Raw genomic sequence first — 16,111 nt, forward strand, 5'->3', positions numbered from 1 at the left:
AAGTGATGGGACCCATGAAATTTCGCACGATCGGCCTGAACCCGGATTCGCGGCGCGAAGTGAGCGCGCTGGCGCTGGGTGCGATGCCGTTCGGCACCGGCGTCGACGAGGAGACGTCGTTCGCGATCCTCGACCGGTTCGTCGAGGCGGGCGGTTCGTTCGTCGACACCGCGAACAACTACGCCTTCTGGCACAACGGAACGCAGGGCGGCGAGAGTGAGGCACTGCTCGGCCGGTGGCGCGCCGACCGCGGTATCGGCGGTGAGGTCACCATCGCCACCAAGATGGGCGCGCGGGCGAAAGCGCCGGGCATGAGCTTCGCCGACACCGGCAAGTTCGAGAACATCGAAGGCCTCTCCCCGAAGGCGATCAAGGAAGCCGTCGACCGCAGCCGGGAGAACCTCGGCGTCGACAAGCTGGACCTGCTGTACGCGCACGTCGAAGACCGGTCGGTTCCGCTGGAAGAGACCGTCGAGGGTTTCGCGCAGGTCGTCGCCGACGGTTCGGTGGGCCTGCTGGGGGTGTGCAACCACTTCGCGTGGAAGGTCGAGCGCAGCCGTGCCCACGCCGCGGCGAAGGGGCTGCCGGGGTACGACGTGCTGCAGTACCAGCACACCTACCTGCGTCCCCGCACCGACCGTCCCGCCCGGCGTTCGCCGGAAGGTGCCAACGGGTTCGTCTCCGGCGAACTGCTCACCTATCTGACCGAGAACCCCGGTCTCTGGCTCGTCGCCTACTCGCCGCTGCTGGCCGGCGCGTACGTCCGCGAGGACAAACCGCTGGAGTTCGACTACGACCACCCCGGCACCCCGAACCGGCTCGCCGCGCTGCGCGAGGTCGCGAAGGAGATCGACGCGACGCTGAACCAGGTCGTGCTCGCGTGGCTGATCGGTGGCGACGTTCCGGTGATCCCGCTCGTCGGCGCTTCTTCGGTCGCCCAGCTGAACGAGAGTCTCGAAGCCGTCGACATCACGCTGACCGCCGAGCAGCGAGCGAAGCTGGACGCCGCCGCCTGACCCTCCACACCTGAGGGAGCAGGGGACCTTTGCTACCACTTTGTCTCGACGTCGAGACAAGTGGTAGCAAAGGTCCCCTGCTCCCTTCCGGGCCGAATCGCCCCAGGAAGCGCCTGCCGGGTGCCATGATCGCCTTCCCACGGAAGGAGCCATCATGGCTGGAAACGTTCCCCCGGTCGCCGACGAGCGCGAAGGACTCCTCGCGTACCTCGAGCAGCAGCGCCACGTCCTGCGCATCGCCGCGCACGGCCTCACCGAAGAACAGGCCAGAGCCGTCCCGACCAGAAGCTCATTGAGCGTCGGCGGCCTGATCAAACACACGGCGTTCACCGAAGACGGCTGGATCGACATCCTCCTTCAGAAGCCCTCGAAGCCGATGGACGAGGCGATGAAGGAGTACGAAGCCGGCTACGTGATGGCTGACGGCGAGACACTCGAAGACGTTTTCGCGCGCTACGACGAAGTCGCCCGCCGTACCGCGGACGTCATCGCGGGCATCGCCGACCTCGGCCAGCCGGTCCCGGTGCCCAAGGGCGTGCCCTGGTACCCGAAGGACGTCGACGCGTGGTCGGTCCGCTGGGTGCTGCTCCACCTCATCGAGGAGACCGCGCGGCACGCCGGGCACGCCGACATCGTCCGCGAGCACATCGACGGCGCGACGGCGATCCCGTTGATGGCCGCCGCGGAAGGCTGGCCGGAGACGCCTTGGCTCAAGCCCTGGTCGCCGGGTCAGCGCGACTAGAGCCCAGAGCGGCTAGAACAAGGTCGGTTCGTCCGCCAAAGCGCCTTCGATGACCAGCATCCGGCGCTTGGTGGCGACCCCTCCGCGCGCGGAGAAGCCGCCGTCCTTGCCGCCGGCGGCGAGGACGCGATGGCACGGCACGATGATCGGGACCGGGTTCCGGCCCATCGCCTGCCCCACGGCCTGCGCGCCGCCGGGCATGCCGAGGATGTTCGCGATGTCGCCGTAGGTCAGCGTCTTGCCCGCGGGGATCGTGCGGATGAATTCGTACACGCGGTGGTGGAAGTCCGGTACTCCTTCGTAATCGAGTTCGACGCCGGTGAGGTCCGTGCGCTTGCCGTCCATCAACGAGACGATCCCGTCGATCGCGCGCTGGATCTCGTCCGGCGGGGTGGATTCGATCGCCTGGGGAAGGCGCGCGGTCAGTCGCGCCCTCGTCTTCTCTTCACTGCCCTCGGGGAGCTGGACCGCGATGACCCCGCGTTCGCTCCACGCGATGCCGCAGTCGCCGATCGCGGTGCCGAACACGGAGTAGCCCGGTGCCGTCATGAGCCCAGGGTACGAGAGCGGTCCGACAGTTTCGGATCCATCGCCAGGCCGCGGTGCCGCCGGACCCGTCGCTGCGGTAGGAGTATGGACATGAGCGACCTCGTGCTTGATCACCTCGTCTACGCCGGGCCGGACCTCGAAGAGGCCGTCGAGCGCGTCGCCGAGCTGACCGGCGTCACGCCGGTACGCGGCGGAAGGCATGTCGGTTTCGGTACGGCCAACTACCTGGCCGATCTGGGCGCCGGTGCCTATCTCGAGGTGGTCGGGCCCGATCCGGATCAGCCCGAGCACATCGGGCCGCGTCCGTTCGGCATCGACGAGCTGACCGCTCCCGCCCTGATCACCTGGGCGGCGCGGGTGGACGGCATCGACGAGGCGATCGCTGAGGCACGCCAACGCGGTTACGACCCGGGCGAAGCGTCCGAGATGTCGCGGACCACCGACGACGGCGAACTGCTGACCTGGCGTCTCACCGGTGCGGGCGGGCTCGACGGGCTCGCGCCCTTCCTCATCGACTGGGGCAGCACCCCGCATCCGACGACGCGGGGGCTCCCGTCGATCCCGCTGCTCATGGTCACCGGCGTCCACCCCGAGCCGGCCGCGGTCGAAGCCGCGGTCCGCGCGCTCGGGATGGACATGCTCGTCCGGCGCGACGAGAAGCCCGGCCTGGTGGCCGTGCTGACGAACTCAGCCGGGAAGCAGGTCGCGCTGAGCTGAGCGGGTCACGACGGTGCCCTCCCGCCAGCCGTTGGTCATCGGCAGCCGCCGGTCCCGCCCGAACGCCTTGAACGTGATCTTGGTGCCCGGCGGGTACTGGCGGCGCTTGTATTCGGCCTTGTCGACCATCCGCACCACGCGGTCGATGGTCTCCGGCTCGAAGCCCGCGTCGACCAGGTCGACGTAGCCGCGGTCTCCCTCGATGTAGTCGTCGAGGATGTCGTCGAGCATCAGGTAGTCGGGCAGCGAGTCGCTGTCCAGCTGGCCAGGCCGCAGCTCGGCGGACGGCGGTTTGGTGATCGAGTTCTCCGGGATCGGCGGGGTTTCGCCGTTCTTCTCGGCTTCCTTGTTGCGCCACTTGGCCAAGTGCCAGACGTGCGTCTTGAACAGGTCCTTGATCGGCGCGAAGGCTCCGACGGCGTCGCCGTAGATCGTCGAGTAGCCGACGGCGAGTTCGGTCTTGTTGCCGGTGGCGAGCACCAGGTGACCGTCCTGATTGGACAGTGCCATCAGCAGCATGCCGCGTACGCGGGCCTGGATGTTCTCCTCGGCGAGCCCGGTCAGCTGCAGCTGCTCGACGTAGACCTTGACCATGTCCGCGATCGGTTCGACGCGATAGTGCGCGCCGATCCGGCGGGCGAGGTCTTCGGCGTCGCCCTTCGAGTGCTCCGAGGAGTACTCCGATGGCATCGAAACGCCGTAGACGTTGTCGCCGCCCAGCGCGTCGGCGGCCAGCGCCGCCACGACCGCCGAGTCGATACCGCCCGAGAACCCGAACGTCACCGACGAGAAACCGTTCTTGTGCACGTAGTCCCGCAGACCGACGACGAGCGCGTGCCACACCTCGGCTTCGTCCGACAGCGGCTCGCTGATCGCGGACTCGGTGCTCGGGGTGTACGCCGGGACCGGGTCTTCGCTGAGCACGCGGCGCTTGACCCGCAGGCCCTCGAACTCGCCTTCGGCGGTGTGACCACCGGCGACGAGGTCCGTGTCGACGACGAGCAGGTGCTCGACGAACTGCGGCGCGCGCGCCAGCAGCCGTCCGTCCGCGCCGACCACGATCGAGTCGCCGTCGAAGACGAGGTCGTCCTGACCGCCGATCTGGTTCGTGTACACCAGCGGTGCCCCGGCCTCGGCCGCGCGGCGGGCGATGAGCGGCAGCCGGATGTCGTCCTTCGCGCGCTCGTAGGGCGAGGCGTTGGGCGCGACCACGAGGTCCACCCCGGCCTTGCCCAGCGCGGAGATCGGGCCGCCGTCCTGCCAGACGTCCTCGCAGATCACCATGCCGACGTCGACGCCGTGGAAGCGGACGATCTCGAGCTCCTGGCCCGGCTTGAACCAGCGGTGCTCGTCGAAGACGCCGTAGTTGGGCAGGTGGTGCTTGAACTGGCGTGCGACCACTTCGCCGCGGTACAGCGCGGCGGCCGCGTCGCGCGGGCCGGTCTCGTCCAGGTCGAGGTACCCGATGTAGGTGAGCACCTCGCCACAGCCGGCTTCATCGAGCCGCCGGGCGAGCGCTTCGACCATCTGCTTCGAGGCGGACGCGAAGGTCGGGCGGAGGGAGAGGTCCTCGACGGGGTAACCGGTGAGGGACATCTCCGGGAAGACGACGATGTGGGCGCCTGCTTCGGCGGCCTTGCGAGTCCACTCGACGGTGAGCTCGGCGTTGCCTTCGAGGTCGCCGACGGTGGTGTTGACCTGGGCCAGTGCGATGCGCAGTTGCGGCATGCCGACATTCTCACCCACCGGCGTCCGCGGGGACGACCGGATGTGCCGAATCGCCCACCCGGGTGCGGCCGGTGCGAAAAGAGAGCGGGGGACCTTTGCTACCGCTCTCCAAAAGAGAGTGACAGCAAAGGTCCCCCGCTCCCTGCGCGCTACTTGCGCTTGATCATGCTCCGAACCTTCTTGATGGTCTGCTCGAAGTCGGAGTCGAACGGGTTGTCGTGCACCAGGTACGTCCACGTCGTGTTCGCCCGCCGCACCCCCGCGTCGCCGAGGTCGATCCCGTTGTCGGTGATCTCAGCCTCCTCGAGCGTCTTCGCCGCCCGCTCGGCCGCTTCCGGGATGATCTTGTGGAACTCGGGGATCGCCGCGCGGTGGAACTCGTCGATCGGCGTCTCCCGCGCGAGCGCCCGCAGGTGGATGCTCTCCCGCACGTCGGTCAGGAACGCCAGGTGGTCCGACCACAGCTGGTCGATGTGGAACAGCAGCACCTCACGGCACAGCTGCTCGACGCGGGCCTCGTCGTCGACCTTCTCCGAAAGCTCCTTGAACTTCTCCGGGTGCGCCTTCTCCAGGATCTCCGCCGCGTGCGCCGTCCGCAGCACCTTGTCCCGGTGCTCCAGCAGCTCACCGCGCTGCCGCTCGATCAGCCGGGTGTAGCGCCAGGTGTTCCGGTGGATCTCCAGGTCGACACCCTCGGCGACGCGCTGCGCGTGGTTGATCTGCCGCAACGCCGCCGGGTCGACGATCTCGCCGCTGCCCACGTCCGAGCTGATTCCCTCGGGGATGTCCGGCGCGTTCGAGAGCACGAGCTCGTCGTTCAGGCTGGCGAAGAACACCGCGCTGCCCGGGTCGCCCTGCCGCCCGGACCGGCCGCGCAGCTGGCCGTCCAGCCTGCTCGACGGGTAGCGGGCGGTGCCGATCACGTGCAGGCCACCCAGCTCCACGACCTCGTCGCGGCCTTCGCCGTCCTTGCCGCCCAGCCGGATGTCGGTGCCTCGACCGGCCATCTGGGTCGAGACGGTGACCGCGCCCTTCTTGCCGGCGTCGGCGATGATCGCGGCCTCCTCGGCGTCGTTGCGCGCGTTGAGCACGACGCATTCGAGGTCGACCTTCGCCAGCTTCTCGGCCAGCTCTTCGGATTCGGCGACGTCCTGGGTGCCGACGAGGATCGGCCGCCCGGTCTCGTGCACCCGCCGGATCTCCTCCTCGATCGCGCGCAGCTTCTGCGACGGCGACCCGAAGATCCGGTCCTCCTGGTCTTCACGGATGTTCGGCGTGTTCGGCGGGATGACCGCGACCTCGAGCTTGTAGAACTCGCGCAGCTGCTCGGCGACCGCGACCGCGGTACCGGTCATACCCGCGACCTCGGGGTAGCGCGCCAGCAGCGCCTGCACGGTGATCGAGTCGAGGATCTCGCCCCGGTCGGTCGCCTTGACCTGCTCCTTCGCTTCGACGGCGGCCTGGAGACCGTCCGGCCAGCGCTGGAGTTCGGCGACGCGGCCGCGCGCGGCGTTGATCAGCTGCACCTTGCCGTCGCGCACGAGGTAGTCGACGTCGCGGGTGAGCAGCGCGTGCGCGTGCAGCGCCACGTTCACCGCGGGCAGCCTGTCCGAGCCTGTCTCGTCGTAGAGGTTGATGTCGTCGCCGAGGGCCTTCTCGACCACCGAAGCGCCGGCCTTGGTCAGCCAGGCGTTGCGGCCGTCGGCGTCGGTCTCGTAGTGGAGCCCGAGCCGCAGCCGCCGGACGATGTTCGCGACCTCTTCGTCGGCGTCGGTGTGGTCGATCGATCCGGCCATCACCAGCGGCACGCGGGCCTCGTCGACCAGCACGGAGTCCGCCTCGTCGACGATCGCCACCTCCGGCTCGCGCTGGACGAGGTCTTCTTCGCGCGTCACCAGGCGGTCGCGCAGCACGTCGAAGCCGATCTCGCTGACGGCGCCGTACGTGACCTCCTTCGCGTACGCCTCGCGGCGCTCGTCGCGGGAGTGCGCGGGCTCGACCCAGCCGACGGAGACGCCGAGCAGGGCGTAGATCGGGCCCATCCACTCCGCGTCACGACGGGCGAGGTAGTCGTTCACCGTGACGACGTGGACGTGCTTCCCGCGCAGGGCGTACCCGGCACCGGCCAGCGCACCCGCCAGCGTCTTGCCCTCACCGGTCTCCATCTGCACTATATGCCCGCTGAGCAGGCCCATCGTGCCCAGCAACTGGACGTCGAAGGCACGCTCGCCGAGCGCCCGCCGCGCGGCCTCGCGACCGAGCGCGCAGACCTCGATCAGCTGTTCGTTGCCGAAGGAAGCGGCTTCCCGAAGCTTGCCGGCCCGCTCTGTCAGCTCCTCGTCGGAGAGCTTCTCCAACTCGGGCTCGAGCTTCTCGATGGCCGGCAGCAGCGCTTCGTAGCGGGTCAGCTCGACGCTGCCCGGCCGCTGGATGATCCGGCGCAGCTTCTTGCCCACCCGGCTGATCAGTGCTGCCACCCCTGTGCTCCCGTCTGCTCTTCTGCCGTCCGCACCCGTATCACCAACGCAGTGGTGGTGCGGCCGAGTTCCACGGCCGATGGCACGATCCAACCGTGTCCACTCATGTCAGCGCCAGGTCCCGTGCCCGCCGATTCGCCGCGATCACGCTGTCCGGCCTGCTCGCGGTCACCGTCGCCGCGTGCTCGTCGGGAGAGGGTAGAACCCAGCCGCCGCCTCCGGCCACCGAGTCGCACGCTCCGACCGGACCGGTGCCCGCCGGACTCGAGAAGTTCTACGGACAGAGCCTGACCTGGGCCGACTGTGCACCCTACGCGACATCCGATGACGCGAAAGCGGCGTTTCGAGTGAAGGACGCACAGTGCGCCCGGCTCACCGTCCCGCTCGACTACGCGAAGCCCGAAGGCGACTCGATCACGCTCGGGCTGCTGCGCCGGAAGGCGCTGGATACCGACGAAAGGATTGGGGCGCTCGTGGTCAACCCCGGTGGCCCCGGCGCCTCCGGGATGCAGGCCGCGGCCGGTCTCGCCTCCCGGACGGCGACGAACGAGCTGGGCAAGCGCTTCGACATGGTCGGTTTCGACCCGCGCGGCATCGGCGCGAGCCAGCCGCAGGTCCGCTGCCTGACCGACGCCGAACGCGACGCGGACCGCGCGGACGACAGCGAGACCGACGGCTCACCCGAGGGGGTGAAAAAGCAGGAGGCCGAGTCGCAGGACTTCGCGGCGAAGTGCGCCGAGCGGACCGAACACGGCCCCGCGATGCTCGCGAATCTGGGCACGCGTGACGTCGTCAAGGACATGGACATCCTGCGATCGGTCCTCGGCGAGCCGAAGCTGAACTACCTCGGCTACTCCTACGGGACGCGGATCGGGTCCGCCTACGCCGAGGCGTTCCCGGCGAACGTCCGCGCGCTGGTGCTCGACGGGGCCGTCGACCCGGAGCAGGACGCGGTGGAGTCGCTGGTCGCGCAGGGGCAGGGTTTCGGCAAGGCGTTCGGGGAGTTCTCGAACTGGTGCGCCGCGCGTGAGGACTGCGCACTGGGGCGCGACGCCGCCGGCGCGACGAAGGCGTTCCAGGACCTGGTGCGGCCCCTGATCGACTTCCCGGTGCCGGTCAGCGACGGCCGGAAACTGTCGTACGAGGACGCGACGACGGGCGTGATACAGGCCCTCTACCAGGAAGATCTCTGGGAACCGCTGAACACCGCGCTCAACGACCTGAAGCGACAGCGCGGCGACGGCCTGGAAAAACTGGCCGACCTCTACAACGAGCGCGGCGCCGACGGCCGCTACGGGACGACGCAGGACGCCTTCGTCGCGATCCGTTGCGTCGACGACCCCCGGGTCACCGATCCGGCGAAGATCCTCGACGCGCAGAAGCGGTACGCGCAGGCGGCGCCGTTCCTCGACGACGGCAAGCCGGACGGAGCCGCGCGTGACTCCTGCGCCTTCTGGCCCGTGCCGAACACCTCGGAACCGCATCAGCCGAACGTCGAGGGCCTGCCGAAGACGCTGGTCATCTCGACCACGAACGACCCGGCGACCCCGTATCAGGCGGGCGTCAACCTCGCGAAAGCGATCAAGGGAGCTTTGCTCACGTTCGAGGGGAACCAGCACACGGTGTTCCTCCAGGGCGTGTCGTGCGTCGACCGGATCGGCATCGACTACCTGGTGAACGGCACCCTGCCGGACGAGGGCACGCGCTGCGCCGCCAAGTAACGAGTTCGGCGCGAAGGGCCTTGAGCGGCCGGGACGCTGCAAAGATCGCGAGATGAGCCTTCGCCGCGTTCCGGCCGTGCTCGTCGTCGCCGTGCTGGTCGCCTCCTGCACGACGCAGCAGCCACAGCCCGCGCCGTCGGCATCGCCGACCACCACTGCGTCGCCGACTCCGGACCCGAAGGCACTCGAGAAGTTCAGCAAGCAGAAGCTGGCGTGGGGCGCGTGCGCGTCGTTCAAGGACAAGGCGTTCGACTGCGCGAAGCTCACCGTGCCGCTCGACTATCTGAAGCCGGACGGCGACACGATCTCGATCGGCGTCCTCCGGCACAAGACGAAGAACCCCGGCAAACGGATCGGCTCCCTCGTGCTCAACCCGGGCGGCCCCGGTGGCTCGGGCGTCTCGGCCGCGGCTCGGATCGCGAAGTCCCGGCCCGCGGCTGCGCTGGCCGAGCGTTTCGACATCGTCGGATTCGATCCGCGTGGGGTCGGGACCAGCGAGCCGAAGCTCGTCTGCCTCACCGATGCCGAACGCGACGCGGACCGCGCGGAGGATTCGGAAAGCGACTCGACGCCCGCTGGGATCGCGAAGCAGCTCGCCGACGCCAGGGCGTACGCCGCGAAGTGCGCCGAGCGCACGAAGCACGGCACAGAGCTTCTCGCCAACATCGGGACCAGGGACGTCGTCCGCGGTCTCGACGTCCTGCGCTCGGCCCTCGGCGACGAGAAACTCACGTACCTGGGCTTTTCGTACGGTACGCAGATCGGGACCGCCTACGCCGAGGCATACCCGGACAAGGTGCGGGCGCTGCTCCTCGACGGCGCGGTCGATCCCGAACTCGACACCGCCGAATCGCTGGTCACGCAGATGGCGGGGTTCCAAAACACGTTCGCCGAATTCGGCAAGTGGTGCGCGGCACGCCCGGATTGCGCGCTCGGTCGTGACGCGGACGCGGTGACGAAGGCGTTCCAGGACCTGGTCCAGCCGCTGATCGCCGACCCGGTGCCCGCGGGGAACCGTGAGCTCTCGTTCGAGGACGCCATCACCGGGACCAGCGCCGCGCTGTACTCGCAGGACGCGTGGAAATTCCTCAACGACGGGTTCGCCGAGCTCAAGCGGGGAAGCGGCAAGACGCTGGTCGCGCTCGCCGACAACTACTACGGCCGCGAGCCGGATGGCCGGTACACCGGCATCCTCGACGTGTACTTCGCGGTCCGTTGTGTCGACAGTGCGCGGATCGCCGACAGACGCGTCATCGACGACGCTCACCAGCGGATGCTTCAGGGCGCGCCGTTCCTGTCCGGCGGCACCCCGGACATGAGCGAGCTGGACATCTGCTCGGTGTGGCCGGTGCCCGCGACGTCGGAGGTGCACAAGCCGGATGTCGACGGCCTGCCGCGGCCGCTGATCATCTCGACCACCGACGACCCGGCGACCCCGTATGTGTCCGGTGTGAACCTGGCGAGGGACCTCAAGGGAGCTTTGCTCACGTTCGAGGGCGCGCAGCACACCGTCTTCCTCGACGGCAACGAGTGCGTCGACAGCGCCGGTCTCGCCTACCTGATCGATGGCGAACTGCCCGCCCCCGACACCCGCTGCCCCTAGCGGGGGAGCAAGGGACCTTTGCTACCACCGACCCCGCTGACCAGGCAATTCCCGCCCCAAAGGGAGCAGGGGACCTTTGCTACCGCCCGGCCCCGACGACCACCGCGTTATGCCTGGTCAACGCCAGCTCCAGCATCACCGCGAACTCCTCCGGCTTCGTCGGCGGCACCTGCAACCACACCCGCACCAGCCGCCGCGGCTCGTCCCGCGAAATCCACAGCTTCACGAACACGTCGGACTTGATCTCCGGCACGATCCCGCCGATCACCGCGGCCGGCACCTTCGCGGCGATCCGGAACGACTCGGTGTCCTGAACCCGCTCCCACCGCTCGCCCCGCAACTCGGTCGCCCCGGTCAGCAGCCGCCGAAGCCCACCTTCAGGCCCGAGCATCGCTTCAGGTGTGTACGGCGGCGAAGCGGCAATCACCCGCTCCCCACCGGGCCCACTGAGCGTGATCTCCGAGCCGGACAGCCGGTAGTCGACCTTCATCCGTTCGAAGTCGTCCTGCAGATCGGCCTTGCCGACCGCACCACCCTCGAGACTGACTTCGCCGTCGAGCCCGCGCACCGGCAACCCGGTGACGACACCGTTCACCCCGAGCGTGAACCGCACGCTGCGCAACGAGACGAGGGAGTCGGCCGCCGCGCTCACGTAGTCCTGAGCAGGCGGCAGCGGGGGAGACCCCGCGCAGCCGCCGATGAGCCCGAGCGTGAGCAGCAGCGCCGGCACGAGGTGACGGCAGCGCATGGCCAGAGCCTATGGCCATGGCCCAAATCTTGCGCACAGTGTCCTTCCGGCCGCTTTCGCCGAACGCCGCCGCCGATGACGCTGTATCCGTGCAAACCGAGACCCGTCTCCACCGCGCGTGGTTCGTCGCCGCCGCCGCGTTCATCGCCCTGCTCGCCGCCGCCGGCTTCCGCGCAGCCCCCGGCGTGCTCATCGACCCGCTTCACAACGAGTTCGGCTGGTCACGCGCGACGATCGCGTCAGCCGTCTCCGTGAACCTCGTCCTCTACGGACTCTTCTCGCCCTTCGCGGCGGCTCTCATGGAGCGCTTCGGCATGCGACGCGTCGCCTCGACGGCGTTGTTCGTCGTCGCGATCGGCGCGGGCGGCACGGTGTTCATGAACGCGAGCTGGCAGCTCATCCTCTGCTGGGGCGTCCTGGTCGGCGTCGGCACCGGCTCGATGGCGATGAGTTTCGCCGCCACGGTCGCCGCCCGCTGGTTCGTCCGCAGCCGCGGCGTCGTCACCGGCGTCCTCACCGCGGCGGGCGCCACCGGCCAGCTGATCTTCCTGCCGATCGTGGCGAACCTCGCCGTCGACGAGGGCTGGCGGACGGCGTCGCTCGTCATCGCCATCGCCGCGCTGGCCGTCGTCCCCGTCGTTCTCCTGGTGGTCCGCGATCACCCGTCCGACGTCGGAACGACCGCCTACGGAGCGGAGCCGGGCGAAGTCGCTCCCGTCGCCCGCACGGGTGGTTCCGCCCGCCGCGCGCTGTCGGTCCTCGGTGCGGCGGCACGCACGAGGACGTTCTGGCTGCTCGCCGTCGGCTTCGCGATCTGCGGCGCGACGACGAACGGCCTGGTCAGCACGCACTTCGTGCCCGCCGCGCACGACCACGGCATGCCACAGACGACCGCCGCCGGCCTGCTCGCCCTCGTCGGCATCTTCGACGTCGCAGGCACGATCGCCTCGGGCTGGCTCACCGACCGCGTCGATCCCCGGATCCTGCTCGGCGTCTACTACGCCCTTCGCGGCGTTTCGCTCGCTCTGCTCCCGCAACTGCTGAGCGGAACGGTGGAACCGAGCATGTGGGCGTTCATCGTCTTCTACGGCCTCGACTGGGTGGCGACGGTTCCGCCCACCGTCGCGCTCTGTGTCCGGCAATACGGCGCCGCCGGGCCGATCGTCTTCGGCTGGGTCTTCGCCAGCCACCAGCTGGGAGCCGGTCTCGCGGCCTTCGGCGCCGGCGCGATCCGCGACGCCTCGGGCAGCTACGCGCTCGCTTGGTACATCGCCGCGAGCCTCGCCGTGCTCGCTTCGGTCGCTTCGCTGTCGATCACCAAGGCGGCCAAGCCCGAGCCGGTCCTCGTGGGGTGATCCACCACTTCCGGTCGATCGGCGCGTCGCGAAACATGTCGTTAACACGTTCTCGTTAGGGTGCGGCCATGGATCGCCAGCAGGAGTTCGTGCTCCGTACCTTGGAAGAGCGCGACATCCGTTTCGTCAGGCTCTGGTTCACGGATGTGCTGGGGTTTCTCAAGTCCGTCGCGGTGGCGCCGGCCGAGCTCGAAGGCGCCTTCAGCGAAGGCATCGGCTTCGACGGATCAGCCATCGAAGGATTCGCACGCGTCTACGAGTCGGACATGGTCGCGAAGCCCGACCCCGCCACGTTCCAGGTCCTTCCCTGGGAGACCCCGGACGGCGGCCCGTACTCGGCGCGCATGTTCTGCGACATCGCGATGCCGGACGGCTCCCCGTCCTGGGCGGATCCGCGGCACGTCCTGCGCAGGCAGCTCTCGAAGGCGGGCGAAGCGGGCTTCACCTGCTACGTCCACCCCGAAATCGAGTTCTTCCTGCTCTCGAACCTGCCGGACGACGGCAGCGAGCCCGAGCCCGCGGACAACGGCGGCTACTTCGACCAGGCCAGCCACGCGACCGCGACGCACTTCCGCCGCCACGCCATCGAGACGCTCGAAGCGATGGGGATCTCGGTCGAGTTCAGCCACCACGAGGGCGCGCCCGGGCAACAGGAGATCGACCTCCGGTACGCCGACGCGCTGACCATGGCCGACAACGTGATGACCTTCCGTTACGTGGTCAAGGAGGTCGCGCTCACCCAGGGGGTCCGCGCGACGTTCATGCCGAAACCCTTCACCGACCAGCCGGGTTCCGGCATGCACACCCACGTGAGTCTGTTCGAGGGCGATCGCAACGCCTTCTATGACGCGGAAGACCCGTACGAGTTGTCCGCGACGGGCAAGGCCTTCGTGGCGGGGCTGCTGCACCACGCGAAGGAGATCTCGGCGGTCACCAACCAGTGGGTGAACTCCTACAAGCGGCTGATCAGCGGCAGCGAGGCCCCGACCACCGTTTCGTGGGGCCGCGCCAACCGTTCCGCGCTGGTCAGGGTGCCGATGTATTCGCCGGGCAAGGCGTCGTCACGCCGCGTGGAGATCCGCACGCTCGACTCCGCGTGCAACCCCTATCTGGCGTACTCGGTGATCCTGGCCGCCGGTCTCAAGGGCATCGAGAAGGGTTACGAGCTCCCGCCGCCCGCCGAGGACAACATCTGGCAGCTGTCGGACGCCGAGCGCCGTGCGGCCGGATACGCCCAGCTCCCGCAGAACCTCGGGGAGGCGCTGGCGGAGATGGAAAAATCGGAACTTCTGCCCGAAGCGCTCGGAGAGCACGTTTACGACTTCTTCCTTCGCAACAAACGTGTTGAATGGGATAACTACCGCAGCGCGGTGACCCCGTACGAGCTGCGGACCCTGCTTCCGGTTCTCTAGACGAAGGAGACCTGATGGTGCGGCGGCCGATGTTCGGAGTTCTGACGGCGTTGGTCGCCGCGACCATCGCGGCGAGTGCCGCACCAGCGGCATCGGCCGCCGGAAAAGCACTCGATCTCGACGCCGCCGACATCCCCGCGCTCCAGGCCCGGATGTCCTCCGGTCGGCTGACCGCGGTCGGCCTGACCTCGGCCTATCTCGACCGCATCCACAAGGTCGACCGGAAGGTGAACGCGGTCATCGCGGTCAATCCGGCCGCGATCGCGCAGGCCGCGGAGAGTGACGTCCGGCGCCGCGCCGGCAAGACACGCGGACCGCTGGACGGCATCCCGGTCCTGGTGAAGGACAACGTCGACACCCGCTCCCAGCAGACGACGGCGGGGTCTCGCGCACTGCGCAGCAAACCCGCGAAGGACGCGACTCTGATCCGCCGCCTGCGCGACGCGGGCGCGGTCGTCCTCGGCAAGGCGAACCTGTCCGAGTGGGCGAACTTCCGCGCCGCCAAACCCACTTCCGGGTGGTCGGGCGTCGGTGGACAGACGAACAACCCGTACGTGCTCGATCGCAACCCGTGTGGGTCGTCCGCCGGATCCGCCGCGGGCGTGGCCGCGTCACTCGCCCAGGTGGCGATCGGCAGTGAGACCGACGGCTCGATCGTCTGCCCGGCCGGGATGACCTCGACCGTGGGCCACAAACCGAGCCTCGGCCTGGTCAGCCGCACCGGCGTGGTGCCGATCTCGGCCGAACAGGACACCGCCGGCCCGATGGCCAGGCACGTCGTCGACGTCGCGCTGACCCTGTCCGCGCTCCAAGGCCGCGACCCGAGCGACCCCGCCACCGGCACGTACCCGCCGAACCAGCCGACCGACTACGCCGCGCACCTGCGGCCCGGCGTGCTGAAGGGCTCCCGGATCGGGCTCTGGCGGCTGCCGGTCCTCGGCCCGGACGTCGAAGCGGTGATGACGAAGACCAAGAACTCGCTGGTCAAAGCGGGTGCCGAGGTCGTCGAGGTGACACCGCCGTACCAGGCCAGGCTCGGCGAACTGGAGTTCCCGGCGCTGCTCACCGAGTTCCACCGCGACATCGATCGCTACCTGGCCACGCGCCCCGAAGGTCCGCGCGACCTCGCCGCGCTGATCGCCTACAACCGGTCCGACCCGCTGGAGCAGACCTGCTTCGCCGGACAGGAACTCTTCGAACAGGCACTCGCCGCGCCCGGCCCGTCCGACCCCACCTACCAGGCGAATCGCCGCGAACTGACCGATCTGGCGAAACGCTCGATCGACGAGACCCTCGCGAAGTACCGCCTCGACGCCATCGCCGCGCCCACGAACCCGCCCGCCTGGAAGACCGACTGCAAGACCGGCGACAACGACGTGATCCCGTCGTCGACGCCGGCCGCGGTCTCCGGCTATCCCGCGGTGACCGTGCCCGCCGGTTTCGTCGGCGAGCTCCCGGTCGGGGTTTCGTTCATGGCGGGGCAGTGGTCGGACGCCCGAGTGCTCGCCTACGCGGCCGACTTCGAACGCGTCGTCCCCGTCCGCAAACCGCCTCGCTACCTGAAGACCGTCGGATGACGGAGGTTTGTACCGGCTGACCTGCGGCGATGTCGTTAAGTGACCCCCCTGTTTTCGGGGGGTTCCGGGGCATGTAATCTTCTCTTCGTCGCCAGGAACACCGGGCCGCCGGGGCCGAAAGCCCCGAGGTCAGGAACCAGGGCCGAGCGGGTTGACACCGCGAACCGGACCAGGTAACGTTCAGCGTCGGCCCACGAGCGGCCGCCGACCCCCTACGACTAAGACCGTAGGATTCGGCATGCTCGACCAAAAAGCTTGTGAATATCGCTTTGAAACAAAGCGTGTTGCTTGAGAACTCAACAGTGTGCTAGTGAACTAAGCCAGTAGAGCTTATATTTGAACCTCGTAAGAGGTTCCTTTGAGAGCAAGTATTTATTTGCCTCGATTGAATTCGAAGACATTGTTGGAGAGTTTGATCCTGGCTCAGGACGAACGCTGGCGGCGTGCTTAACACATGCAAGTCGAA

General features: G+C 68.7%; 12 protein-coding genes and 1 rRNA gene. 9 read left to right on the plus strand and 4 right to left on the minus strand.

Annotated features, from left to right (window positions below; all coding sequences use genetic code 11):
- Positions 1–14: 14 nt before the first annotated feature.
- Both DMC64_RS06990 and DMC64_RS06995 read left to right on the plus strand, forming a co-directional pair.
- Positions 15–1,016 (plus strand): aldo/keto reductase, encoded by a 1,002-nt coding sequence (locus DMC64_RS06990; protein WP_125732734.1) that lies wholly within the window; start codon positions 15–17, stop codon positions 1,014–1,016.
- A 154-nt stretch (positions 1,017–1,170) separates the two neighbouring features.
- Positions 1,171–1,758, plus strand: a complete 588-nt coding sequence (locus DMC64_RS06995) for a DinB family protein (protein WP_125732736.1) — start codon at positions 1,171–1,173, stop codon at positions 1,756–1,758.
- 12 nt (positions 1,759–1,770) lie between these two features.
- Here DMC64_RS06995 and DMC64_RS07000 read toward each other — a convergent pair whose 3' ends face one another.
- On the minus strand, positions 1,771–2,307 hold the full coding sequence (locus DMC64_RS07000) for a methylated-DNA--[protein]-cysteine S-methyltransferase (RefSeq protein ID WP_125732738.1): 537 nt from the start codon (positions 2,305–2,307) through the stop codon (positions 1,771–1,773).
- Between the two features lie 90 nt (positions 2,308–2,397).
- Here DMC64_RS07000 and DMC64_RS07005 point away from each other — a divergent pair, with 90 nt between their 5' ends.
- The gene (locus DMC64_RS07005; RefSeq protein WP_037335714.1) at positions 2,398–3,024 is read left to right on the plus strand and encodes a VOC family protein; all 627 of its coding nucleotides are present in this window, start codon (positions 2,398–2,400) and stop codon (positions 3,022–3,024) included.
- Here DMC64_RS07005 and DMC64_RS07010 read toward each other — a convergent pair.
- On the minus strand, positions 2,995–4,752 hold the full coding sequence (locus DMC64_RS07010; protein ID WP_125732740.1) for an NAD+ synthase: 1,758 nt from the start codon (positions 4,750–4,752) through the stop codon (positions 2,995–2,997). The two genes, DMC64_RS07005 and DMC64_RS07010, sit on opposite strands and share 30 nt — an antisense overlap.
- A 149-nt stretch (positions 4,753–4,901) precedes the next feature.
- Positions 4,902–7,229 (minus strand): accessory Sec system translocase SecA2, encoded by a 2,328-nt coding sequence (gene secA2 / locus DMC64_RS07015; protein WP_037331922.1) that lies wholly within the window; start codon positions 7,227–7,229, stop codon positions 4,902–4,904.
- A gap of 149 nt (positions 7,230–7,378) precedes the next feature.
- Here secA2 and DMC64_RS07020 point away from each other — a divergent pair, with 149 nt between their 5' ends.
- Together DMC64_RS07020 and DMC64_RS07025 are read left to right on the plus strand one after the other, a co-directional pair.
- Positions 7,379–8,950 (plus strand): alpha/beta hydrolase, encoded by a 1,572-nt coding sequence (locus tag DMC64_RS07020; protein ID WP_199754926.1) that lies wholly within the window; start codon positions 7,379–7,381, stop codon positions 8,948–8,950.
- A 52-nt stretch (positions 8,951–9,002) separates the two neighbouring features.
- On the plus strand, positions 9,003–10,553 hold the full coding sequence (locus DMC64_RS07025) for an alpha/beta hydrolase (protein WP_125732742.1): 1,551 nt from the start codon (positions 9,003–9,005) through the stop codon (positions 10,551–10,553).
- Positions 10,554–10,632: 79 nt separating this feature from the next.
- On the opposite strand, the gene DMC64_RS07030 is transcribed toward DMC64_RS07025, so the two are convergent.
- Positions 10,633–11,301 (minus strand): LppX_LprAFG lipoprotein, encoded by a 669-nt coding sequence (locus DMC64_RS07030; RefSeq protein WP_125732744.1) that lies wholly within the window; start codon positions 11,299–11,301, stop codon positions 10,633–10,635.
- A gap of 89 nt (positions 11,302–11,390) precedes the next feature.
- Between DMC64_RS07030 and DMC64_RS07035 the strand changes: the two genes are divergently transcribed.
- The 4 genes from DMC64_RS07035 to DMC64_RS07050 all read left to right on the plus strand — a co-directional run.
- On the plus strand, positions 11,391–12,656 hold the full coding sequence (locus DMC64_RS07035; protein ID WP_125732953.1) for an MFS transporter: 1,266 nt from the start codon (positions 11,391–11,393) through the stop codon (positions 12,654–12,656).
- 68 nt (positions 12,657–12,724) lie between these two features.
- Positions 12,725–14,068, plus strand: coding sequence for a type I glutamate--ammonia ligase (gene glnA / locus DMC64_RS07040; protein ID WP_016331613.1), 1,344 nt, complete (start codon positions 12,725–12,727; stop codon positions 14,066–14,068).
- Positions 14,069–14,082: 14 nt separating this feature from the next.
- Positions 14,083–15,645 (plus strand): amidase, encoded by a 1,563-nt coding sequence (locus DMC64_RS07045; protein ID WP_125732746.1) that lies wholly within the window; start codon positions 14,083–14,085, stop codon positions 15,643–15,645.
- A 400-nt stretch (positions 15,646–16,045) separates the two neighbouring features.
- Positions 16,046–16,111: ribosomal RNA gene (locus DMC64_RS07050) — 16S ribosomal RNA — on the plus strand; the annotation flags it as partial.

This window comes from Amycolatopsis sp. WAC 04197 (assembly GCF_003947475.1).
GTDB lineage: Bacteria > Actinomycetota > Actinomycetes > Mycobacteriales > Pseudonocardiaceae > Amycolatopsis > Amycolatopsis japonica.

Coding starts and splice junctions, on each gene's coding strand:
- DMC64_RS06990 (WP_125732734.1), top strand. CDS start 15: ATGAAATTTCGCACGATCGGCCTGAACCCGGATTCGCGGCGCGAAGTG.
- DMC64_RS06995 (WP_125732736.1), top strand. CDS start 1,171: ATGGCTGGAAACGTTCCCCCGGTCGCCGACGAGCGCGAAGGACTCCTC.
- DMC64_RS07000 (WP_125732738.1), bottom strand. CDS start 2,307: ATGACGGCACCGGGCTACTCCGTGTTCGGCACCGCGATCGGCGACTGC.
- DMC64_RS07005 (WP_037335714.1), top strand. CDS start 2,398: ATGAGCGACCTCGTGCTTGATCACCTCGTCTACGCCGGGCCGGACCTC.
- DMC64_RS07010 (WP_125732740.1), bottom strand. CDS start 4,752: ATGCCGCAACTGCGCATCGCACTGGCCCAGGTCAACACCACCGTCGGC.
- DMC64_RS07025 (WP_125732742.1), top strand. CDS start 9,003: ATGAGCCTTCGCCGCGTTCCGGCCGTGCTCGTCGTCGCCGTGCTGGTC.
- DMC64_RS07030 (WP_125732744.1), bottom strand. CDS start 11,301: ATGCGCTGCCGTCACCTCGTGCCGGCGCTGCTGCTCACGCTCGGGCTC.
- glnA (WP_016331613.1), top strand. CDS start 12,725: ATGGATCGCCAGCAGGAGTTCGTGCTCCGTACCTTGGAAGAGCGCGAC.
- DMC64_RS07045 (WP_125732746.1), top strand. CDS start 14,083: ATGGTGCGGCGGCCGATGTTCGGAGTTCTGACGGCGTTGGTCGCCGCG.